Genomic DNA, 23264 nt, shown 5'->3' with positions numbered 1-23264 from the left:
TGAGCTCACCCGAAGCTAGCTAAGGAGAGCGGCATGAGCCAGGTGGTCATGTACGGCTCCGTCTCCGTTGACGGCTATATTGCCGATGAACACGACCAGCCGGGGACATTGTTCGAGTGGCTCTCCAGCGGTGACGTCCCGCTCGGTACTGACGGGCAGCTTATGGTCTCACAGCCCTCCTTCGACTACACCACGGCCTACTGGGACCGGATCGGTGTGACGATTGCCGGCCGCCGTGTGTTTGACCTGACGGATGGCTGGGACGGCACGCCCCCTTCGGGCGTGGACCATATGGTCGTGGTGACGCACAGGCCTCCCCCGGAGGGCTGGAACCCCCGCGGATCGTTCTTCTTTGTCGGCGGGGTGGAAGAAGCTGTTGCCAAAGCCAAAGAGCTTGCCGGCGACCGGATTGTGGAAGTCGCCGCGGGCGACGTCGGAGGGCAGGTACTCGCGGCCGGTCTCGTTGACGAGGTTCGAATGGATGTTGCTCCTGTCGTCCTCGGATCCGGCAGACCGTTCTTTGGGGCCGTCGATGTGCCGCGTTCCCTGGGCGATCCTCACGTGGTGGCAGGCAACCGAGTTCTCCACTTGCGGTATAGCGTCAGCCACTGAGCGGTAGATACCTGCTGACGGTCAATCCCTACGCATGATCCCTTGAGAAATTACTCGGTGTTCCAGGCCGGTTACTTGGCTAATCCAGAAATAGTACTTAGTGCTGAGTGCTGTCTCGGCTCGTGCTGTCTCGCGTGCTCTCAGCCAACGGGTGCTCGGCGCCGCTCACCTTTATGGTTGCCTTGAGCTTCGGGATCACCAGCGGGATTCTTCAGGCCCTGCTGGTAGCGGCCTATGTCCGTGAAGGTCCGCTGTATTTCCGGAGGCGGCGGACGAGGTGGTGTGCGCGCAGCGTGCCTGTTTTGTGGTGTGCGCGCAGCGTGCCTGTTAGGTGGGGTACGCCCAGCATCCCTGTCCATGTGGGCGGGATGTGTTTCACGTGAAACAGCTCGTCGAGACTACCCGCATCGGTGCGGGTCCAGTCTTATTTAGCTGGCTTCATGTCTGGCCTGCCATTTACACCTGCAGGATCCACTCAGACCGCACCCACATACTGTTGCAGTTCCCAAGTCATCCGCTGGTTTCACACCAGCCCAGCCGGCCGGGGTGGCCAGGCGTGCATGACCTGTCCCGATGCAATGGAGTCTCTAGGTCGAACCTGCGGGCCGCCGACGGAACCGGACCCGTGAGTTCTGCCGGCACCTGTCCTGTGGTCCTTGTCGGAAGTCCGCACCGTGGGACTGGGAGTCAGTCTTGCCCAATACATGATGCCAGCGTGAAGTCGACAACAGGGCAGGGGCTAGCCGAGGGTGAACACCTCCAACTGGCACACAGGTCTGCTGGTGCTGGACCTTTTGGTTCTTCCGTTACTCTGTTGAGCCGATTTCGTTCGTCCCGTTCGGTTTGTGGGCTAAACACCGCTTCCAAAGGAGTCCTCGAAGGGACTATCCAAAGTCGGTGGCACCAACCCGCCAACGCCGCTGGAGGGACACCGGATACCGGACGTTTGCGGCAAGAAGAGCCATTGCTCCCGGCGTTTCACGTGAAACCGAGCACCGGCTTACGAGTGGTCAAGGAGTCGTGCGCGGGCCTGCTGGCAGACAGCGGGGTAGGGCTGCTGCCTGAAGTGCCCTGACCGAGGAGGCCAAGCATTGTTGCTCGGCGATACCCCATCCCTGCTGAGGCATGGAAAATGAGTTTCGGCTTTCTTGTGCAGGACCCAAGAGAACAATGGCGGCACTCTCGCGCGTCTGCCGCACATCTGGATTGGACGCCGACCGCCCCGAGGCCGCCGCAGTGCTTCTTGACCAGCTGGCTGGCGCGCTCCAGCGTGCTCTACCCGGCCAGCTACCTCCGTTACATCGTCAGGGAATAGGCCCCAACCCAGAATGTCGCTGAGCCTGAGAGCGCTAACTCACCAGGCCAGATTGAGGCTCCGAGGGCAGTTCGACAGAGTGGCAGAAAGAGAGAGTTTGGGGCCGCTGAGCGCCAGCACAGAGGCATCCGCCATGAGCTCAGAACTCTTCCCCTGTATGATTCTCCGATTCTAGAAACATATCCACCCGTGGGCGGCCGCTGTTTACCCTATGGCACATCCTGTGGCTATCCGCGCCTAGCTACTCCGAGGATGAGATCTCAAATGCCGGCGCCACCGACGTAAGCGCCGCTGCTCCCTCCCATTACGGGCTTGCAGTACAGGGCCAAGGCCTGTCCTTTCTGTACGTGGCAGATCCTAAAGCTGGTCCTCCGAAGTGCGTCTGTTTCACGTGGAACGGACTTCCTTCTAGTACGCAATAGGTGTGCCACCCCCCCTACTGATGGGAATCTGGGCAAACCTCATGCCGTCTCATAGGGACGTCCCCTGACGTTGGCATCCTTGCCATATACAAACCAATGCTGGCAATGCACGAGAATGCGCACCAGTATCGCGACACGGAAACTGCAGAGACCAACCCGCATCGCCCGAAGAGATGCTCCAGTCATTACAAGCGGTGGGATCAGCTGGCACAGCCACGCGGCTCTTCCGGCTTACCGACCGCACCTCCACCTGCTCGTGGGGTGACTGGTGACGAGACTAGCCCGCCACATCTTGGGGCCATCCAAAGCCCCATAGCGAGCTAGCAAACTTCAGCAACCAGGTCCCTCTGTGTCAGACTCGCCGGGGCGGACCCCGCACACTCCCGCAGCGACCAGGCTGGTCCTCGCCGTCGACTGCAGGGATTGCGGCCTCCCGGCGGTCCGAGCTTTGTTTCACGTGAAACAAGCGGATGGTGCCTCCGCCACCCTCCTACAGAGACCGTGCCTCGCGGACTAATCGGTCGGTAGCGGACGCTCAGTTCTGCGCGGCTCTGAGTACGTGGTGGCGTTTCACAACCTTTCACGTATGAGCATGGTTCTCTCCGTCCGATCGCGCGGGGCGCCTGGAGATGAACACCTGCACATCCATGGTCATATTTCGCGCACCTGGCAATGGGACCCATCGCTGCTCGAGAGGCCCCGGCCATGGCAGTGCAGGAACGGCCGACGTTTCACGTGAAACTCTGAGTCAGTTACCGCGGCACTCTCGCGGTACAGCGCGGCTGCACGCATCCTCGGGTGCGCCAGTCTCACGTTCCCGGAGTCGTACAGAACCCTCCTCAAAGAACAAGTAGACGTTCCTGCCTATGACCAAACAAAACACGACTAAATAGCCGCAGCTACAAAGGCGATGAGTACCCACTGGACCACAACAAAGTCCACGGGAAACAACTGAGCAGACCAACTTTCCCCTGCAGCGAGGCCAGAGCTAAGCGGTGATCGTCGAAGAGGATCCATTGGGGAGCTCCAGGGCGCAGGATAAAGTCTCATCAAAGTCAGGCCACCTCTACTTTCGCTCACAAAGCGCGGCACTGGTTTCACGTGAAACAGCACTATCACCGGACAGCCGCTTTCATTCTGGATCGGTCGAAGAGACGAGCTGACCGCCGACGCAGAGAATACCAAGCCCTAGAGGTGCATTCGGGACATCGGAACGCGCCAGGCGTCTGCTGGTTCTACCACTAAGGCTGCTAGGGCGTAGTGCAATATCGCTACGGTCAACCAGCTACAGCGACAGAGCACTCACGGGTGGCAACTAAACGAACTGTTTCACGTGAAACGCCCTTGTCCGCAAAAGCCCGTGCTGGTGACGTGCGACTGGTGCGCTTCTGAGTGCGTCGATATATATGTGTCCAGCAGCTCCCGGCTTCGTAACGCGGGGCTCCGGTCCCGGCCCCCATACTAAGTGCAAAAAAGTGTCCCCTGTTTCACGTGAAACAGGGGACACTTTTTAACTACGCTCTAGGACGCCGGCCCTTCAACGGGGTTCAGCACTGCCATGATGCGATTCAGGTCATCGACGCTGGCGAATTCGATACTAACTTTTCCCTTTCGCGCCCCAAGGGTGATCTTGACGTTTGTATCCAGCCGATCGGACAGCGAATTTGCCAGGTAGTCGAGTCGCTCGTGCCTGGCTCCAACCTTGGGTTTTGCTTCCTTAGCTGGCCGTCGAATACCGTCCGACAGCGATACGACTTCTTCCGTGGCGCGGACAGACATGCCTTCAGCCACGATCTTCTGCGCAAGTTTCTCCATCTCGGCCGGCACATTGAGGCCTAGGAGCGCGCGGGCGTGACCCGCCGAAAGTACGCCGGCAGCAAGGCGCCGCTGCACCAGCGGAGGGAGCTTCATCAACCGAAGCGTGTTGGAGATCTGAGGGCGGGACCGGCCGATTCGTTCCGCGAGCTCTTCATGGGAGCACTCAAAATCATCGAGCAGCTGCTGGTAAGCGGCGGCTTCCTCCAGCGGGTTCAGCTGGCTGCGATGCAGGTTCTCCAGCAGCGCGTCGCGAAGAAGGTCAACATCCTGGGTCGACCGGATGATTGCCGGGACTGCAGACAGGCCAGCTTCCCGGCTCGCCCGCCACCGCCTTTCACCCATAACCAGTTCATAAGGGTGCTCTGCGTCGCCCTCTGCAGAGGGACGGACCACAATCGGCTGCAGGACGCCGATTTCGCGAATGGAATGCACCAGTTCCGACATGTCCTCTTCATCGAAGACACTGCGTGGCTGCTTGCGGTTGGGGTGGATGGAATCAATAGGCAGCTCAGCAAAGCGGGCGCCGGGGACTTCCATCAGGGTTTCACGTGAAACGTCATCAGGTTCGGCCGCGGCGGTCGGGACCACACCCCCATCCTTGGTGGCCGCAGCTACCCGCGTGTCAGTCCGCGCGGGATCGCCTCCTGCCGGCCTGGCGTGCTTCTCTGCGGGCTTCGAGACGCCCTTGCGCGTGCCGGCACCGGTTACTGCCTTGCCAGCCGTTACAGGGGCTGTACGCCCTGTTTTCTCGGCCGATGCAGCTTCCCCTGCGGAGGGTACGGGCTTGTCGCTTCCCTTGGCCGCGCGGGTCGACGTCGAACGCGTTGCAGGTTTCTTCTTAGCCGGGGCTCGCAACGCTTCTTTGTTGATTCCCGCTCCACGGCGGGGTCCGCTGCTGCGTCCGGGGCCTGTCTCCTCACTCACGGAAGTAAAGAACAGGTCAACCGGCCGGCCTGCACGCGCAGGCTGGCCGGATTCAGTTGCTTCGACAGGCTCAGCGGTACTGGGGATCAACGCACCCAGACCCCGGCCTAAACCACGACGCTTTTCGGTCATGGGTAAGTCCTTCCCTTATGCACACACAGCAAGCGGCATGGATTGATTGTGAATGTATTCTACGGTTCGCGGCAGCCGGTGCCCGGCAACCAGGAGGGAGTGTCTAGACGGAGCGCTGAGCGATCTCAGCAGCGGCCTCCAGGTAGGACAGTGCGCCCGTGGACGAAGGGTCGTACGTCATGACGGTCTGCTGGTAGCTCGGTGCTTCGGAGATGCGCACCGAACGCGGCACCACGGCGGAAAGGACCTGCTGCGGGAAGTGCTCCCGAACCTCGGCGGCAACCTGGGCAGCCAGGTTGGTTCGGCCGTCGTACATGGTAAGCAGGATGGTCGAAACTACGAGGTCCGCATTCAGGTGCTTCTGGATCATTTCGATGTTCTTGAGCAGCTGGCTGAGGCCTTCCAGCGCATAGTATTCACACTGAATGGGGATCAGGACTTCCCTAGCTGCCACGAACGCGTTCACGGTCAGCAGGCCAAGGCTTGGCGGGCAGTCGATGAAGATGTAGTCCAGCCGTTCCTCACCCGCGGCCTTGCGCTCCGCGGCATACACATCGATTGCCCTGCGAAGGCGCTGCTCGCGCGCCACCAGGGACACCAGTTCAATCTCGGCACCGGCGAGGTGGATAGTTGCAGGGGCACAGATCAGGTTCTTGATGTCAGGGCACTGGGCCACAACGTTAGCCAGCGGCAGGTCGTCGATCAGGACGTCATAGATACTCTCAACGTCGGCTCGGTGATCGATTCCCAAGGCCGTTGAGGCATTTCCCTGAGGGTCAATGTCGATGACCATCACGTTCAGGCCTGCGGTGGCCAGCGCGGCCGCAATATTGACGGTGGTAGTCGTCTTGCCCACCCCGCCCTTTTGGTTGCTCACAGTCATGATCCGGGTTTCAGCCGGACGCGGCAGCACGCGGCCCATCAACTTTTCGCGGCGGCGGGTCTCGCTGGCCAACTCGCGGGCCAGGGGCGTGCTTTCGTCCATCAGATCCATAACGTCTACCGACTCGGACGGGAGGACCGCCTGGCCGGCTACACCACCTTCGCTGGTCTCGGAATCAGGCACATCGGATGCGCCGGCAGACTGTGTTGCAACAGCATGTCCTGTTTCACGTGAAACAGGCAAGTGAGCGGACGGCTCCTCAACCTCTTGAGGTTGTGACCTCGAGAAAGGCGATGAGAAGGCAGAGCCGAGCGCGGCAAAGGGGGGAATTCGTTTTGCGGCAGAATCGCGCACACTCACCGGGACATGCTCACTTTCACAACATAAGGCATTACTGCCACTAGCCTATCGGCTGCCCCGCGAAATACCGGGATCGGTCCGGGTGTGTGCACAGCGGATGAACGCTGTGCGGGACTAGACCACAATCCGTACGACTGTGGTGTGCTCCTCAAGGATTTCTTCCCCGGCAGTCACTACCGTGGTTTCTTTCCCTCCAAGCTTGCGAATCTGCTTGGCGGCTTTCTCTATTTCCTCGGCTGCACTTCGGCCCTTGATGGCCAGGACCACACCGGATCCGCCTAGGAGCGGGATCGTTAGACCGGAGAGACCGGAGAGGGCCGACACGGCACGGGCGGTGACAACGTCAACGTCCACCTTGCCCACAGCCTGCTCAGCGCGCCCGCGGATCACCGTGACATTGCCGAGCTCGAGATCCTCAATGACCTCGTTGAGCCACGTCACCCGTCGTTCCAGGGGTTCAATGAGCGTCATGGAAAGGTCTGGACGGGCGATCGCCAGGCATAGGCCCGGCAGCCCGGCTCCGGATCCTACATCGGCGACCTTGCTTCCCTGCGGAATAAGGTCTGCGACAACGGCACAGTTAAGCACGTGGCGGCTCCACAGCCGGGGAACTTCCCGCGGCCCCAGAAGGCCCCGCTCCATGCCCGATGTTGCCAGGTGCTCAACGTAACGCTCGGCCAGAGGCAGGCGGTCACCAAAAACCTTAACCGCCGCCGAGTGTTCGGCAGGCGTTATCTCAACCACGTGAAAACAATCCTTGTCTTAGATGAGTACTCGCGGATTCCGGAACTGACGGCGCTACGCGTCGGACAGGGAAACCACGATGTGCCGGCCTGCGCCTTCACCCTCGGATTCGCTGACGAGTCCCAGCTCGGCGACGGCGTCGTGCACGATCTTGCGTTCGTACGCGCTCATTGGAGCCAGGGCAACGTCCTTGCCCGAGGTCTTGGCGCGTGAGACGGCGTCCTCGGCGATGCGGTGCAGTTCCTCGCTGCGCTCCTTGCGGTATCCGGAGATATCCAGCACGAGGCGTGAGCGGTTGTCCGTAGCCGTCAGCACGGAGAGGCGGGTCAGCTCCTGAAGCGCTTCCAGGACCTCGCCGTCGTGCCCTACGAGGGACTGGAGCCCGGAGTCGTCGCCTTCCTCGGAAACGACCGAAATGTAGGTACGCCCGCTGCGGACCTCAATGTCGATATCACCATCGATATCGGCAATATCAAGCAGTTCCTCGAGGTAGTCGGCGGCTACATCGCCCTCCTCCTCCAGGCGGCTTGCAGCACCGTTCCCGGCGGCCAGTTCTTCTACGGTCTCGTCGACGTGCTCAGTACTCATCTTTTCTTCCTGTTCTTGCGCTGGGGCTGCTGGCGCTGGCCCTTTGCGGGGACGGGTACTTCTTCGGCCGGCTCGGCCTTCTTCTCACCCAGCAGCGGAACCATCGGCAGGCCCTTGCGTGCACGGCGCTCGGCCAGTGCCTTGGCGGCAGGGGATCCGGGGGTAGGCATGCGGCGGATCACGAAGAACTGCTGCGCCATGGTCCACAGGTTGGTGGTGGTCCAGTAGATCAGGACACCGATCGGGAAGTTGATGCCGCCAACGCCGAATACCAGCGGCAGTACGTACAGCATCATCTTCTGCTGGCGCATGAACGGGCTCTGCAGCGCTTCTTCGGACATGTTCTTGGACATGATCTGCTTCTGCGTAATGAACTGCGAGGCAGTCATGGCAATGATCATGATGACCGAGAGAACGATGACGGAAGTGTGGCCCTCAGTGCCGAAACCGTGGAGCAGCGAGGAGGAAAGCGGTGCGCCCAGGATGGTTGCTTCATCGAACTGGGTGATCGCCGCGGGCGTCAGGGCGCCAATGCCCTCACCGCCGGCGCTGGCGTTGGAAACACCGTTGAGGACCTGGAACAGGGCGAAGAAGAACGGCATCTGGATCAGCATCGGCAGGCAGGCCGCGAAGGGGTTGGTGCCGTGCTTCTTGTAGAGCGCCATCTGCTCCTGCGTCATTGCCTGACGGGAGAGCTGGTCGGTCTTGCCCTTGTACTTCTGCTGCAGCTTGCGCAGGTCCGGCTGCAGCGACTGCATCCCGCGCTGGGCCTTGATCTGCTTGACGAAGACGGGAATCAGCGCAGCCCGGATCACGATCACGAGGCCAATGATGGACAGTGTCCAGGTCCAACCGGAGGCGGCATCCATTCCGAGGAAGACGAATCCCTCGTGGAAGATCCACATGATCCATGACACCACCCACTTGAAGGGGAACAGTATCGTGTCGAAGAAACCCATTTACACTCCTCAAGCCGCCGAGCGGCTGTCTTCGTCTGCCGGAATCACGGGATGATTCAGCACAATAATCTTGGGGACTGACTCCTGGGGCCAGCTCCGGCGGCCCGCGGGCACATGGTCCACTCCGCCGTCGTTCCAGGGGTGGCAGCGAACGAGCCTCCGGGCAGCCAGCCAGGTCCCCTTAACCGCGCCGTGCACGGTAACGGCCTCCAGGGCGTAAGCCGAACAGGAGGGGAAGAAGCGGCACACCGGCCCATAGAGCGGGGAGACTACCTTGCGGTAGGCGATGAGGAAACCGATGAGAAGATTCCGCGGCAGGTGCCAGAAAAAGAGCAGGACAGCGCGGAAAAAGGCAGCACTGACAGAGGCCTTCGCCGGATCACTTCCGGTGCGGCCCATGTTCTGCCCCTCCCTCATCTGTGTGGAACTTGCTGGGAAAGCTTGTTCAAACATGCGCAGAGGGCAGCCGCGTAGTCGGCGCTTAACTGCGCCCACGACGCCGACGCCGCCGCCGGCAGGGCTCTGACGACAATGTCCAACCCGGTGGGGTTTTCTGCCAGGCTCTGCGCTGCTGCTTCTCTCAGTCTTCTCTTAACGAGGTTGCGTGTCACGGCGTTCCCGACCGCCTTCGACACAATGAACCCGACGCGCGTAGGCGCGGCCGGGTTTGGCACTGCATATAAGACTACGTTCCGGCGCCCGCTTCGGGCACCGGAACGTACGGTATGGGAAAAATCCGCCGACGACCGTACCCGGTTCCTCGCGGCCAGCATTCAGGACGCCAAGGTGGTGGGACTGAGCTGCTGCTGCAGCATCGGCAAACCTAAGGCTGTTTTACGCCGACAGTTCGGTGCGGCCCTTGGAACGGCGTGCAGAAAGGATGGCACGGCCGGCACGGGTACGCATGCGAAGGCGGAAGCCGTGCTTCTTGGCACGACGGCGGTTATTCGGCTGAAAAGTCCGCTTGCTCACGGTGGTTACTCCAAGACAATATGCGCTGCGCCTGCTGCATCAAGGGGGAAGCACAAGCGGCGCTAAGTTTTCATGTGACTGACTACGCTCAACCCGGACCTGGACCCTGATTCCCAGAACCCTGATGGGCATGAATGAGTGCAGATAGCAGACACAAAGGACTACTCAACGTTAGGTGAGACCCCGAATCCAGTCAAACCGGCGGTGCGCGGCCTGTGGGGCTGGATCTATCAACACCTGTGGACAAGTGCCCCAGATCGCGCCATGGCGTGGCATTGTGAGAGACATCCCAAGTCGCGGGGGACCGCGGGAATCCAGCTACCGGCTGGGGAAAACTTGATCTAGAGTTGGCGCGGGGCGTTTATCCACTGCTGTGTATAAGTCTGTGGATGAGCCCTCCGGGATCCAGGCCTGGATCCCGGTTTCTTAGACCGCCCCCAGCGGGCGTCACGAGAGGTTTTTGTGGGTACGGACGAAATCAACGATGTCGGCAGCTCCTGGCGCAAGGTCATCCGAACGCTGGAGTCCGATGACAGGGTCTCGCCCCGGCAGCGCGGCTTCGTTGTCCTGGCCCAGGCGCAGGGCCTGATCGGAACCACCTTGCTGGTGGCCGTTCCCAATGAATTGACGCGCGAAGTCCTCCAGACACAGCTGAAGAACATCCTTGACGAGGTCCTCAAGACTGTTTTCCAGGCCGATATCCAGTGCGCATTCGTTATCGACGCCGACCTGACCCCCGTAGTTCAGGCAGAACCGGAACCGGAACCGGAAGAGTCCTCCCCCTCACCTGTGCCTTCCGGTGAGAGCGCACCGTCTCCCACCCCTCCGAGCACTTCCCAGGAATTCGGCCGGCTGAACCCCAAGTACGTTTTTGAGACTTTCGTCATCGGTTCTTCCAACCGGTTTGCCCATGCTGCAGCAGTTGCCGTGGCAGAGGCCCCGGCTAAGGCCTACAACCCGCTCTTTATCTACGGCGACTCGGGGCTGGGCAAGACCCACCTGCTGCACGCGATCGGACATTACGCCCGTCACCTCTACACCGGCATCCGGGTGCGCTATGTGAACTCCGAGGAATTCACCAACGACTTCATCAACTCCATCCGCTATGACGAGGGTGCGAGCTTCAAGCAGCTCTACCGCAACGTTGACATCCTGCTGATTGACGACATCCAGTTCCTCGCCAACAAGGACGCGACCCAGGAAGAGTTCTTCCACACCTTCAATGCCCTGCACAACCACAACAAGCAGGTTGTGATCACCTCCGACCTGCCGCCCAAACAGCTCTCGGGCTTCGAGGAACGCATGCGTTCGCGTTTCGAATGGGGCCTGCTCACTGATGTCCAGCCTCCGGAGCTGGAAACCCGCATTGCGATCCTGCGCAAAAAGGCCATCGGGGATTCGCTCAGCGCCCCGGACGATGTCCTGGAGTACATCGCTTCGAAGATCTCGACCAACATCCGCGAACTTGAAGGGGCCCTGATCCGGGTAACCGCGTTCGCCAGCCTGAATCGGCAGCAGGTTGATGTTGGACTGGCTGAGATTGTCCTAAAGGACCTGATAACTGACGACGGCGCCCAGGAAATCACGGCGGCCTCCATCCTCGGGCAGACGGCAGCATACTTCCAGATCAGCCTGGAGGAGCTGTGCAGCAAGTCGCGCACCCGGACACTGGTGACGGCCCGGCAGATCGCCATGTATCTCTGCCGGGAACTGACAGACATGTCCCTGCCGAAGATCGGCCAGGAGCTCGGAGGACGCGATCACACGACCGTGATTCACGCCGACCGGAAGATCCGCGAACTCATGGCTGAGCGCCGGGCGATCTACAACCAGGTCACGGAACTGACGAACCGGATCAAGCAGCAGCAGCGCGAAGCCTAGAAAATCCGCGCCAGCACAGGGATGTAAGGGCCCCGAAGGGGCTCGAAATTAACAGATGTGGACAAGGGTGTGGATAACTCGGTGGACAACCCAGAACATCGTGGACTTCCCTGTGGATACGCGGAACGACAAAAAAGTTCCCAACACCCGGCCTCAGCGCGTAGGCTGGCCATCCACAAGTTATCAACAGGCTTAAATCGCAGATCCGGGCCGGTGAGGCGAGTTGTCCACAGTATCCACAGGAGTTATTAACACTACGAATCTTAAGAAATTGGGTTCCACCAAATAACATCTGACCTTCCGGGCCAAACATCCGATCTTCCCAAGCAGGCTCATCAAGGTCAGGGAAGATGGTGTCCGGTCCTGTTGGGCAAACGCACAAAGCCTCCTCCCTGCCCGTACTCCGTGCAGGGAAAACCAAGCTGGCGGTAAGCTGGCACAGAGTATTGTTGTGATTCCCAGGCGGACAGCCCGGGCGGCAGCGCCGCACGATTTGCTCCCTCACGTGTTCATGAAAATTCAGTAGTACTGATAAGTACGTTGTGAAAGGCGGCACCCTGCAGTGAAGTTCAGAGTTGAGCGGGATGTCCTGGCCGAGGCGGTTACGTGGACAGCACGGTCCCTCTCCCCCCGCCCGCCGGTTCCGGTGCTTTCGGGCCTGCTGATCAAAGCGGAGTCCGGCTCCCTGAGCATTGCCAGCTTCGACTACGAGATTTCCGCGAGGCTGCAGATCCCTGCAGACATCTCTGAAGAGGGCACCATCCTGGTATCGGGCCGGCTGCTGGCAGAGATCTGCCGCAGCCTCCCCTCGGCGCCGGTGGACGTGGAAACTGACGGATCCAAGGTCACGCTGACTTGCCGCAACAGCCGCTTCAACCTGGCAACCATGCCGGTCTCCGAATACCCTGAGCTCCCCGCACTCCCGGATGTCAGCGGAGTGGTTGACGGCGATGCCTTCGCGCAGGCTGTTTCCCAGGTGATCATCGCCGCCAGCCGTGATGACACCCTGCCGATCCTCACCGGTGTGCGGATGGAGATCGAAGACGATCTCATTACGTTCCTAGCCACCGACCGCTACCGGCTCGCCCTGCGTGAACTCCCCTGGAAGCCCGCCACCCCGGGAATCTCGACCTCCGCCCTGGTGAAGGCAAAAACGCTGAATGAAGTGGCGAAAACGCTCGGCAGCGGAGGGGACCTGAACATTGCCCTGTCCGGGGACAGCGAACTTATCGGGTTCGAAAGCGGAGGGCGGCGAACGACGTCGCTCCTGGTGGACGGGGACTACCCGAAGATCCGGTCCCTGTTCCCCGAGAACACGCCAATCCACGCCACCGTCGAAACCCATGCCCTGGTCGAAGCGGTCCGCCGCGTCTCTCTCGTCGCGGAGCGGAATACGCCGGTGCGCCTTGCCTTCACCGACGGTCAGGTCACCCTTGATGCCGGGACCGGCGAAGATGCCCAGGCCTCCGAGGCGCTTGAAGCATCCCTCGTCGGCGACGACATCACCGTCGCGTTCAACCCGCACTACCTCAGCGAAGGCCTTGGTGCCTTCCCCAGCAAGTACGTGCGTTTCTCCTTCACTACCCCGCCGAAGCCGGCCGTGATCTCCGCACAGGAAGAGCTCACCGGCGACGACCAGGAAGACTACCGGTACCTGCTGATGCCGGTCCGGCTGCCTAACCAGTAAGGCTTTCCGCCGCATCTCGAGAGCCTTTCCAGTCCACGCCTGTGGACCTGAGCAGGAAGGAACCGAAATGCACATTGGCCTGATCGGACTGGGAAAAATGGGCCTGCCCATGCGGGAAAGGCTGCGTTCCAAAGGCATCCAGGTCTCCGGCTTCGACCGGAACCCGGTGCTCTCCGACGCCGGCTCGCTGACGGAACTGGCCGCCCAGCTAACGGTTCCGCGCCTCGTGTGGGTCATGGTCCCGAGCGGCAGCGCCACCTCGGCGGTGGTTACCGACCTCGCTGAGGTCCTCAGCGAGGGGGACCTCGTGATCGAAGGCGGAAATTCCCGCTATACCGATGACCTCAGGCATGCCGAACAGCTGGCGTCCCGGGGCATCCGGTACCTGGACTGCGGTGTCTCGGGAGGAGTCTGGGGCCGGGAAAACGGATACGGCCTGATGGTGGGCGGAAACGAGACCGACGTCGCCGAAGCAATGCCGGTCTTCGACGCCCTCCGCCCTGAAGGGGACCGGGCCGACGGGTTCGTGCACGCTGGCTCCGTCGGTGCGGGCCATTACGCCAAGATGGTGCATAACGGCATCGAATACGGGCTCATGCAGGCCTACGCCGAGGGGTACGAACTGCTCGAATCCCAGGAAATCATCCAGGATGTAGGCGGCATTCTCCGTGCTTGGCAAAGCGGAACGGTTATCCGCTCCTGGTTGTTGGAACTGGCCGTCAGGGCCGTGAAGGAGGACCCGGGGCTCAGCCGGATAGCGGGATTTGTCGAGGATTCGGGTGAGGGCCGCTGGAGCGTGGAGGAAGCGCTGGCCGCTGAAGTTCCGGCCCCGGTGATCTCAGCGGCAGTGTTTGCCCGTTTCACCTCGCGGCAGGAGGATTCGTCGGCCATGAAGCTGGTCGCGGCCCTGCGCGGACAATTCGGCGGCCACGCCGTAAGGCAGGCTTCCGGTCCGGACACCGCGGCACCGGCGCAGCGTTCCCAGACGGAGGCCGAACAGGCAATCGGGGAAACCGGCGCCCCGGAGTGAGCGGTTGTAGGCTGGATGCGGAAGGCCGCAGGCGGCCGGATGGCAGATGCAAGGAATGGAAGGCAGGCCCAGGTGGAGCAGCGTGTACGTTGATTACCTTTCCCTGACCGGTTTTCGAAGCTACGGGCAGCTGGATCTCAGCCTGAACCCCGGCGTCAGCGTATTCGTGGGCCCGAACGGCACGGGCAAGACCAACATCGTCGAATCGATCGGTTATCTGGCCTCGCTCTCATCCCACCGCGTGAGTTCCGATGCGCCGCTGGTCGCATTCGACGCCGAGCAGGCCCTGGTACGGGCACGCGTTGTCCGCGGTTCCCAGTCCACGGCGCTGGAAGTGGAGATCAACCCCGGCAGGGCCAACCGGGCACGCATCAACCGCGCCAACCCGGTGCGTGCCCGGGACATCCTGGGCATCTGCCGCACCGTCCTGTTCGCTCCGGAAGACCTTGCCCTGGTCAAGGGCGACCCGTCGTCCCGCCGCCGCTTCCTCGATGACCTGATCGTTTCCCTGGTTCCGCGGCACGCCGCGACCCGTGCGGACTATGAGCGGGTCCTCAAGCAGCGCAATGCCCTGCTGAAATCCGCCCGGATCAGCGGCCGGTTCACCTCTGCCCATGAGGCTACCCTCGAGGTGTGGGACCATCACATGGCCGAGGCCGGTGCGCAGCTGGTTGCCGCGCGCCTGCAGGCACTTGACCGGCTCAGCCCGCATCTGAAAGGTGCTTACCAAGACCTAACCGACGGTTCGAAGGAAGTCAGCGGGACATACCGTTCAACGCTGCTGGGCGAAGTGGACGACGACGGCGCCTCACCCTCCGGCGCCGATCCGGCGGAGCTGCTGGGGCTGACTCAGGAAGAGCTCCGCGAGCGGTTCCTGCAGGCGTTCGCCGCGAACCGGAAACGCGAAATCGACCGGGGAGTATCGCTGGTGGGCCCGCACCGCGACGACGTCGAGCTTTCCCTGGGGCAGGCACCGGCGAAGGGGTATGCCTCCCACGGCGAGACCTGGTCGCTTGCCCTGGCTATGCGCCTGGCGTCCTACTACCTGCTGCGCGACGACGATCCGACGCCCGGGTCGGGTCCCATCCTGATCCTGGATGATGTCTTCGCTGAACTCGATGCCGGCCGCCGCGGCCGGCTCGCATCGATCGTGGCGGGAGCCGAACAGGTACTCGTGACTGCTGCAGTTGCCGAAGACATCCCCGAAGCCCTGGCCGGAGACCAGATCCCCGTCATCCCCGGAGGAATCCGTGCAGCCGCAGGATGAGGCACCTGGCGGGAGCGGTTCGGAACCCGTCGCAAATGATCTTCCGGATGCCGCCCAGGAACAGCTGAACCGGATGCGGCAGGCAGCGCAGGCCCGCGGGAACCAGCGGATGCCGGCCACCAGACGGAAACAGGCACGAAAATCAACGCCGTTCATTCCGGGGGAGTACACCGGACGCGACCCCCAGGGCCTGGGCAAGGTTTTCAGCCGGTTCGTTAACGAACGCGGCTGGAATTCGCCGGTGGCGGTAGGGTCTGTCATCTCGCGCTGGGAAGAGCTCGTTGGTCCGGATGTCAGCGCCCACTGCAAGCCCGAGTCCTTCTCCGACACCACCGTGCAGGTCCGGTGTGACTCCACAGCCTGGGCGACCCAGCTGCGGCTGCTGCGCCAGACACTGATTGAACGCTTCGACGCCGAACTCGGCAGCGGCGTCGTCACACGCATCGAAGTGATCGGTCCGGCGGCGCCTAACTGGCGCAAGGGCCTGCGCAGCGTCAAGGGCCGCGGCCCCCGGGACACCTACGGATAGTTGACTGTGGGGTGGGTGCGAAAAAAGTTGTTGAAAAAACGCTCTAATTGTGCTCGCGTTCACACGCCTTCCGTGCGGGTTTGCGGGCTGCAAACCCCGCAGGACGTATCCGGAGCCGTGGAACCGCTTGAAAACCGCTCATAACCCGCTTTAGTGGCCGCTGGAGGGGTGTTTTGGCCAGCAAAGGTCCCCTTAGCACGGTAGAATTGGTAATAGAGGTCCCCTGTCCGCTGCAGGACGGGGTGCCAAATTCTGACCGACACAAGAGGAGTCGACAGCACCTGTGGCTAACGACAATGAGCTTGGCAACGAGCTAGACAACACGGAGCCCGTCCCCCAGGAAGACAGTGAGGCCCTGGCGCCGCACGAATACGGTGCCAATGAGATCACTGTCCTCGAAGGCCTGGAAGCTGTGCGCAAGCGCCCGGGTATGTACATCGGTTCCACCGGTCCCCGCGGACTGCACCACCTGGTGTACGAAGTGGTGGACAACTCGGTTGATGAAGCCCTCGCCGGATACTGCGACCGCATCGATATAACTCTCCAGGCTGACGGCGGTGTCCGGGTATCCGACAACGGGCGCGGCATCCCCGTGGACATGCACCCGACGGAAAACATGCCCACCGTCCAGGTGGTCATGACCATCCTGCATGCCGGCGGCAAGTTCGGCGGCGGCGGCTACGCCGTTTCCGGCGGCCTGCACGGCGTTGGCATCTCAGTGGTTAACGCCCTCTCCGCCCGCGTCGAAACCGAAGTCAAGCGTCAGGGCTTCGTATGGCGGCAGACCTTCGAGAACGGCGGCCACCCGGTGGGCAGCCTGCGTAAGGGTGAGGAAACGGAAGAAACCGGAACCACCCAAACGTTCTACCCGGACCCGGAAATCTTCGAGACCACAGAGTTCGATTTCGAGACCCTCCGCGCCCGCTTCCAGCAGATGGCGTTCCTGAACAAGGGCCTGCGCATTGTCCTGACGGACGAGCGTGCACCGGACGAGACGGCTGAGGAAATCGCCGACGACGCCACCGATGCCGAGGACGCCCCAAAGCACCGCATGGTCGACTACATGTACGCCAACGGCCTGCTGGACTACGTCCACCACCTGAACAGCTCCAAAAAGGTGGAGGTCATCCACGACGACATCATTGCCTTCGAAACCGAAGACAATGACAAGAAGATGGCCGTGGAAATGGCCCTGCAGTGGACCACCGCATACTCCGAAAGCGTCCACACCTACGCAAATACGATCAACACCCACGAGGGCGGCACGCACGAAGAAGGTTTCCGTGCAGCCATGACCTCGCTGATCAACCGCTATGCGCGCGAGAAGAACATCATCAAGGAGAAGGACGACAACCTCACGGGCGACGACATCCGTGAGGGCCTTACCGCAGTCATCTCCGTGAAAATCGCCGAACCGCAGTTCGAAGGCCAGACCAAGACCAAACTCGGCAACTCCGAGGTCAAGGGCTTCGTCCAGCGCGTGGTGACCGACCAGCTTGGTGACTGGCTGGAACGCAATCCCGGTCCGGCCCGCGACGTCATCCGCAAGTCCATCCAGGCTTCCCAGGCGCGGCTCGCTGCCCGCAAGGCACGCGAATCCACCCGCCGCAAGGGACTGCTGGAGTCCGGCGGAATGCCCGGCAAGCTCAAGGACTGCTCCTCCAAGGATCCTTCAAGGTCCGAAATCTACATTGTGGAGGGTGACTCGGCAGGCGGTTCGGCCGTGCGCGGCCGGAATCCCGAAACGCAGGCCATCCTGCCGCTGCGCGGCAAGATCCTGAACGTTGAGCGTGCCCGCCTTGACCGTGCCCTCTCCAACGCCGAAGTGCAGTCCATGATCACGGCCTTCGGCGCCGGGATCGGCGAGGACTTCGACGTGGAGAAGGCCCGGTACCACAAGATCGTGCTGATGGCCGATGCCGACGTCGACGGCCAGCACATTACGACCCTCCTGCTGACGCTGCTCTTCCGCTACATGCGTCCGCTCATCGAGCAGGGCTACGTCTACCTGGCGCAGCCCCCGCTGTACCGCATCAAGTGGTCCAACCACCCGCACGACTACGTTTACAGCGACCGGGAGCGCGACGAAGTCGTGGCCCGCGGCCTGGCCAACAACCAGCGCCTGCCCAAGGACAACGGCATCCAGCGCTACAAGGGCCTGGGTGAAATGGACTACACCGAACTCTGGGACACCACCATGGACCCCGACCACCGCACGCTGCTGCAGGTCACCATGGATGATGCCGCCTCCGCGGACCAGGTCTTCTCGGTGCTCATGGGTGAGGACGTCGAGTCCCGCCGCAACTTCATCCAGCAGAACGCCAAGGATGTCCGGTTCCTGGACATCTAGTGCCGCAGCTACCCGGACTTTTTAAGAACTTAGAACGGAACACAACCAATGAGTGATGAGACCCCGGAGGTCCCCGGAGGCGAGCTCGAACCCGTCAGCGGGAACGTCATCTCCGACCGCGTGGAGCAGATTGACCTGCAGACTGAAATGCAGCGCTCCTACCTGGACTACGCCATGGCGGTCATCGTCGGGCGCGCCCTGCCGGACGTGCGCGACGGCCTGAAGCCCGTGCACCGCCGCGTCATCTACGCGATGTACGACGGCGGCTACCGGCCCGACCGGTCCTTCAACAAGTGCGCCCGCGTGGTTGGCGAAGTCATGGGCCAGTACCACCCGCACGGCGACTCAGCGATCTACGATGCGCTGGTCCGCCTGATCCAGGACTGGGTCATGCGAGCACCGCTGGCCCTTGGCCAGGGCAACTTTGGCTCTCCGGGCAACGACGGCGCTGCCGCACCGCGTTACACCGAAACCAAGATGGCACCGCTGGCCATGGAGATGGTCCGTGACATCGACGAGGAAACCGTCGATTTTATGGACAACTACGACGGCCGCAACCAGGAACCCACCATCCTGCCGGCCCGCTTCCCGAACCTGCTGGTCAACGGTTCCTCCGGCATCGCCGTCGGCATGGCCACCAACATTCCCCCGCACAACCTGCGCGAGGTGGCTGACGGTGTGCAGTGGTACCTGGAGCACCCGGAGGCTTCCAACGAGGAGCTGCTCGAGGAACTGATTAAGCGGGTCAAGGGACCGGACTTCCCCACCGGCGCCACGATTCTGGGCCACAAGGGCATCGAGGACGCCTACCGCACCGGCCGCGGTTCCATCACCATGCGGGCCGTGGTCAACGTGGAGGAAATACAGGGGCGCACCTGCCTGGTTGTCACCGAGCTGCCCTACATGGCCAACCCGGACAACCTGGCCATCAAGATTGCCGAACTGGTCAAGGACGGCAAGATCACCGGCATCGCCGATATGCGCGATGAAACCTCCGGCCGCACCGGCCAGCGCCTGGTAATCGTCCTCAAGCGCGACGCCGTCGCCAAGGTTGTGCTGAACAACCTGTACAAGCACACGCAGCTGCAGGACAACTTCGGTGCCAACATGCTTGCCATCGTTGACGGTGTGCCCCGCACGCTGAGCCTGGATGCGTTCATCCGGCACTGGGTCACCCACCAGCTCGAGGTCATCGTCCGGCGTACCCGTTACCGGCTGCGCAAGGCCGAGGAAGTCGCTCACATCCTGCGCGGCCTGCTCAAGGCACTGGATGCACTGGATGAGGTCATTGCCCTGATCCGCCGCTCCAGCACCGTGGACGAAGCCCGCACCGGCCTGATGCAGCTGCTGGACATCGACGAACTGCAGTCCCAGGCCATCCTGGACATGCAGCTGCGCCGCCTGGCAGCCCTGGAACGGCAGAAGATCCAGGACCAGCACGCCAAGCTCGAACTTGAAATCGCCGAGTACAACGCCATCCTCGCCTCCGAGGAACGCCAGCGCAGCATTGTCAGCGAAGAGCTGGCCGAGATCGTGGACAAGCACGGAGATGAGCGCCGCACCAAGGTCCTAATGGGCTACGACGGCGACATGAGCATGGAAGACCTGATCCCCGAAGAGGAAATGGTCGTCACCATCACCCGCGGCGGCTACGTCAAGCGCACCCGCAGCGACAACTACCGGGCGCAGCACCGCGGCGGCAAGGGCATCCGCGGTGCCCAGCTGCGCGGAGACGACGTCGTTGAGCACTTCTTCGTCACCACCACGCACCATTGGCTGCTCTTCTTCACCAACCTGGGCCGGGTCTACCGCGCCAAGGCCTATGAGCTGGCCGAAGCCGGACGCGACGCCAAGGGCCAGCACGTTGCGAACCTGCTGGCGTTCCAACCGGACGAACATATCGCCCAGGTTCTGGACCTGCCCGACTATGACGCTGCTCCGTACCTGGTGCTGGCCACCAAGCGCGGCCTGGTCAAGAAGACCCAGCTCTCCGACTACGACACCAACCGCTCGGCTGGCGTCATCGCCATCAACCTGCGTGAAGGCGACGAAGTGGTTTCGGCCCAGCTGGTCTCCGAAACGGACGACCTGATGCTGGTATCCCGCAAGGGCCAGTCGCTGCGGTTCACCGCGACCGACGAGGCTCTTCGTCCCATGGGACGCGCCACATCAGGTGTCACCGGCATGAAGTTCCGCGAAGACGACGAGCTGCTCGCAGCCGACGTGGTGACCGAAGACTCCTATGTCTTCATCGTGACCGAGGGCGGCTATGCCAAGCGCACCAGCGTGGATGAATACCGTGTCCAGGGCCGAGGCGGACTGGGCATCAAGGTTGGCAAGTACAACGAGGACCGGGGCCACCTGGTGGGCGCGATGGTTGTCCAGGAAGAGGACGAGGTCCTGGTGGTAATGCAGGGCGGCAAGGTTGTGCGCTCCGCAGTCTCAGGGGTCCCCGCGAAGGGCCGCGACACCATGGGCGTCATTTTTGCCAAGCCGGACAAGAACGACCGCATTATTGCGGTGGCCCGGAACTCCGAGCGTGACCTCGCCGTGGATGCGGACGAGGACGAGGCAGCTGCCGGCGGCGAATCTGTGGAGGTATCCGTGGATGAAGTACCGTTGTCTACAGACGAAACGGCTGGGCGCGACGCGCAGTCTGCTGAAGATGGAGGTACCGAGTGAGCTCGACCAACTCTAACGCCAGGTCCGGCGGCGGACCGAGGGTGAAGACCCCGGCCCGGCCTGCCCAGCGGCCTGGGACGGGTCAGAGCGCGCCAGGCGGCAACCGACAGCCGCTGGTCAAGCCGGCACCCAAGGCGAAGGCCCGCAAGGCCCGCCTGCTGGTGAGCAAGATCGACCCGTGGTCGGTCCTGAAGATGTCCTTCCTGCTCTCCGTTGCCCTCGGAGTGGTGACGGTTGTGGCTGCGATTGTCTTGTGGACGGTCCTGGACCTCACCGGCATCTTCGACCAGGTAAACCGGCTCCTGGGTGAAATCGCCGGGTCTGAATCCGGCGGATTCGACCTGCGGGAGTTTGCGTCGCTGGGACAGGTGGTGTCATTCGCCACGATCATCGCAGTCGTCAATGTCCTGCTTCTGACTGCACTGTCGATGCTTTCGGCCGTGCTGTACAACATCGCCTCCACCCTGGTGGGCGGCATCGGCGTCACCCTCACCGACGACTAATTGCGCGTCTTTTCCGGTGCGGGCAGCACGCCCGCACCGGAAGAACGCAGCGGATTTGTTGAACTGGTCGAGGGTACGGTAGAGTCTTATCTCGGCCCGGTGAGGTATCGGGGCGTATAGCTCAGGCGGTTAGAGCGCTTCGCTGATAACGAAGAGGTCCCAGGTTCAAGTCCTGGTACGCCCACGGAAGACCATGAGAATGGTTGACCACAACGGCAAGGAGACACTGTGAAGAAGCTGATTGCAATTGCAGCGGCAACGGCAGCGGGAGTCTTCGCCTTCAAGAAATGGCAGGAAACTGCTGCGGAGAAATCCGTCTGGAAGGCCTCGACCGACAAGGTTGAGTAGCTCCACTTAGGAACGGCCCGGTTTGACCACCCTCACAGGTGGGATATACTGGTGAAGTTCCAAATTCGGGGGCATGGCGCAATTGGTAGCGCACCTGCTTTGCAAGCAGGGGGTTCGGGGTTCGAGTCCCCGTGCCTCCACCGAAAGAGAGTCCCGGCCAACTGGCCGGGACTTTCTGCTTTAACCGAAGTCCTGCGCCCGCACCAGCCGACGCCGGGCGGCGGCCGACACAAGAGCGCCTGTACGTCACAGGTACGGCCAGGGAACGGGCACAGGCAATAACCTCGGGGAATGACCTTTTTCCTCGCCGTTGTCGGCGTGCTGGGCGTCTCTGCGTCCGGACCCATCATGGCAGCCACGGCCGCGCCGGCCCTAGCAATTGCCTTTTGGCGCAACGCTTTAGGCGCCATCATCATGGGAGTTCCCGCCGGGCTTCGCGGCAAGGACCAGTTCCGCAGCCTGGGCCGGACGGAACTGCGCTGGACTGCACTGGCGTCCCTTGCGCTGGCACTTCACTTTGCCTGCTTCATCACGGCACTGCAGCTGACATCGGTCGCGGTTGCCACCGCGCTCGTTTGCCTGCAGGCGGGATGGATTGCGCTTTTCGACGTTTTTCGCGGCAGGCCGGTTGCTGCCCAGACCCTTGCCGGACTAGTGCTGGCCTTCGCCGGCGTCCTGGTTATCACCGGATTCGATGTGGCCTTGTCTCCGGAAGCGCTGCTCGGAGACGCCCTGGCGGTTGCCGGAGGGGCCTTGGCAGGGCTCTACACCATTGCCGGCGGCAAAGCCCGGAGGACCATGTCCACCGGTACGTACACCACCCTCTGCTACGGTTCCTGTGCCCTCATTCTTGCCGTCCTGTGCCTGGTCTTCCAGAAACCCGTTATCGGATTTTCTCCCGCCGCCTGGGCAGGGATCCTGGGCGTCACCGTGATGGCACAGCTGCTCGGGCACACTGTCTTCAACCATCTGCTGGCAGTCATCAGCCCGCTGGTCGTCTCGATGATCATCCTGTTGGAAATTCCGGGGGCAGCGATCCTCGCAGCGGTCTTTCTCTCCGAGGCGCTTCCTGCGGGCACCTACGCAGGCCTGGCCGTGATCCTGGCGGGCCTCGCCGTCGTTCTGCTGGGCCAGGCAAGGAAGAAGGGAACGGGCCGCCCTTCCGGTGCTGAGGACCCGCTGCCGCCGGCCCCGCCGGCCCCGCCGGCGCTGGGCGGGGACGTGGAACGGTGACTTAAACCGAAGAGGACCGGACGCC

At 62.2% G+C, this 23264-nt stretch carries 19 protein-coding genes and 2 tRNA genes; 13 read left to right on the top strand and 8 right to left on the bottom strand.

Going from position 1 to position 23264, the window contains the following annotated elements:
- Positions 1 to 33: 33 nt before the first annotated feature.
- On the top strand, positions 34 to 612 hold the full coding sequence (locus ABFX29_RS04355) for a dihydrofolate reductase family protein (protein ID WP_152225186.1): 579 nt from the start codon (positions 34 to 36) through the stop codon (positions 610 to 612).
- Positions 613 to 3870: 3258 nt separating this feature from the next.
- On the opposite strand, the gene ABFX29_RS04350 is transcribed toward ABFX29_RS04355, so the two are convergent.
- The 8 genes from ABFX29_RS04350 to rpmH all read right to left on the bottom strand — a co-directional run bounded on the left by ABFX29_RS04350 (position 3871) and on the right by rpmH (position 9729).
- Positions 3871 to 5223: a ParB/RepB/Spo0J family partition protein gene (locus ABFX29_RS04350; protein WP_152225184.1), complete on the bottom strand. Its 1353-nt coding sequence runs from the start codon at positions 5221 to 5223 to the stop codon at positions 3871 to 3873.
- Between the two features lie 103 nt (positions 5224 to 5326).
- On the bottom strand, positions 5327 to 6466 hold the full coding sequence (locus ABFX29_RS04345) for a ParA family protein (RefSeq protein WP_246167190.1): 1140 nt from the start codon (positions 6464 to 6466) through the stop codon (positions 5327 to 5329).
- A gap of 114 nt (positions 6467 to 6580) precedes the next feature.
- A complete protein-coding gene (rsmG, locus tag ABFX29_RS04340) occupies positions 6581 to 7210 on the bottom strand; it encodes a 16S rRNA (guanine(527)-N(7))-methyltransferase RsmG (protein WP_152225180.1) in 630 nt (209 codons plus the stop codon).
- Between the two features lie 54 nt (positions 7211 to 7264).
- On the bottom strand, positions 7265 to 7798 hold the full coding sequence (locus tag ABFX29_RS04335; protein WP_152225178.1) for a Jag family protein: 534 nt from the start codon (positions 7796 to 7798) through the stop codon (positions 7265 to 7267).
- Positions 7795 to 8757: a membrane protein insertase YidC gene (yidC, locus tag ABFX29_RS04330; RefSeq protein ID WP_152225176.1), complete on the bottom strand. Its 963-nt coding sequence runs from the start codon at positions 8755 to 8757 to the stop codon at positions 7795 to 7797. The genes ABFX29_RS04335 and yidC overlap by 4 nt, the downstream gene beginning before the upstream one ends.
- 9 nt (positions 8758 to 8766) lie before the next feature.
- A complete protein-coding gene (gene yidD, locus ABFX29_RS04325; protein ID WP_211372316.1) occupies positions 8767 to 9156 on the bottom strand; it encodes a membrane protein insertion efficiency factor YidD in 390 nt (129 codons plus the stop codon).
- A gap of 14 nt (positions 9157 to 9170) precedes the next feature.
- A complete protein-coding gene (gene rnpA, locus ABFX29_RS04320; RefSeq protein WP_152225173.1) occupies positions 9171 to 9530 on the bottom strand; it encodes a ribonuclease P protein component in 360 nt (119 codons plus the stop codon).
- A 61-nt stretch (positions 9531 to 9591) separates the two neighbouring features.
- Positions 9592 to 9729, bottom strand: coding sequence for a 50S ribosomal protein L34 (rpmH, locus tag ABFX29_RS04315; RefSeq protein ID WP_055854070.1), 138 nt, complete (start codon positions 9727 to 9729; stop codon positions 9592 to 9594).
- A 462-nt stretch (positions 9730 to 10191) separates the two neighbouring features.
- On the opposite strand from rpmH, the gene dnaA reads away from it, so the two are divergent.
- The 12 genes from dnaA to ABFX29_RS04255 all read left to right on the top strand — a co-directional run bounded on the left by dnaA (position 10192) and on the right by ABFX29_RS04255 (position 23239).
- A complete protein-coding gene (dnaA, locus tag ABFX29_RS04310) occupies positions 10192 to 11610 on the top strand; it encodes a chromosomal replication initiator protein DnaA (RefSeq protein WP_152225171.1) in 1419 nt (472 codons plus the stop codon).
- 562 nt (positions 11611 to 12172) lie between these two features.
- Positions 12173 to 13297, top strand: a complete 1125-nt coding sequence (gene dnaN, locus ABFX29_RS04305) for a DNA polymerase III subunit beta (RefSeq protein WP_091600877.1) — start codon at positions 12173 to 12175, stop codon at positions 13295 to 13297.
- Between the two features lie 67 nt (positions 13298 to 13364).
- Entirely contained in the window at positions 13365 to 14327 is a 963-nt protein-coding gene (gene gnd, locus ABFX29_RS04300) for a phosphogluconate dehydrogenase (NAD(+)-dependent, decarboxylating) (RefSeq protein ID WP_152225169.1), read from the top strand.
- An 82-nt stretch (positions 14328 to 14409) separates the two neighbouring features.
- Entirely contained in the window at positions 14410 to 15594 is a 1185-nt protein-coding gene (gene recF, locus ABFX29_RS04295; protein WP_152225167.1) for a DNA replication/repair protein RecF, read from the top strand.
- A complete protein-coding gene (locus ABFX29_RS04290; protein WP_387013191.1) occupies positions 15578 to 16123 on the top strand; it encodes a DciA family protein in 546 nt (181 codons plus the stop codon). The genes recF and ABFX29_RS04290 overlap by 17 nt, the downstream gene beginning before the upstream one ends.
- Before the next feature lie 283 nt (positions 16124 to 16406).
- Positions 16407 to 18473 (top strand): DNA topoisomerase (ATP-hydrolyzing) subunit B, encoded by a 2067-nt coding sequence (gene gyrB / locus ABFX29_RS04285; RefSeq protein WP_152225165.1) that lies wholly within the window; start codon positions 16407 to 16409, stop codon positions 18471 to 18473.
- A 48-nt stretch (positions 18474 to 18521) separates the two neighbouring features.
- The gene (gene gyrA / locus ABFX29_RS04280; RefSeq protein WP_152225163.1) at positions 18522 to 21155 is read left to right on the top strand and encodes a DNA gyrase subunit A; all 2634 of its coding nucleotides are present in this window, start codon (positions 18522 to 18524) and stop codon (positions 21153 to 21155) included.
- Positions 21152 to 21658: a DUF3566 domain-containing protein gene (locus ABFX29_RS04275; RefSeq protein ID WP_091600872.1), complete on the top strand. Its 507-nt coding sequence runs from the start codon at positions 21152 to 21154 to the stop codon at positions 21656 to 21658. The genes gyrA and ABFX29_RS04275 overlap by 4 nt, the downstream gene beginning before the upstream one ends.
- Positions 21659 to 21768: 110 nt before the next feature.
- Positions 21769 to 21842: transfer RNA gene (locus ABFX29_RS04270), tRNA-Ile, on the top strand.
- Between the two features lie 44 nt (positions 21843 to 21886).
- Positions 21887 to 22006 carry a DLW-39 family protein gene (locus ABFX29_RS04265; RefSeq protein WP_211372315.1) on the top strand — a complete coding sequence of 40 codons (120 nt, stop codon included), beginning with the start codon at positions 21887 to 21889 and terminating at the stop codon, positions 22004 to 22006.
- Between the two features lie 67 nt (positions 22007 to 22073).
- Positions 22074 to 22146 (top strand) — tRNA-Ala (locus ABFX29_RS04260).
- A gap of 151 nt (positions 22147 to 22297) precedes the next feature.
- A complete protein-coding gene (locus tag ABFX29_RS04255) occupies positions 22298 to 23239 on the top strand; it encodes a DMT family transporter (protein ID WP_152225161.1) in 942 nt (313 codons plus the stop codon).
- Positions 23240 to 23264: the final 25 nt, after the last annotated feature.

It is taken from the genome of Arthrobacter gandavensis (genome assembly GCF_039528575.1).
GTDB lineage: Bacteria > Actinomycetota > Actinomycetes > Actinomycetales > Micrococcaceae > Arthrobacter_B > Arthrobacter_B citreus_B.
This window is presented reverse-complemented; position numbering and strand designations above follow the sequence as displayed.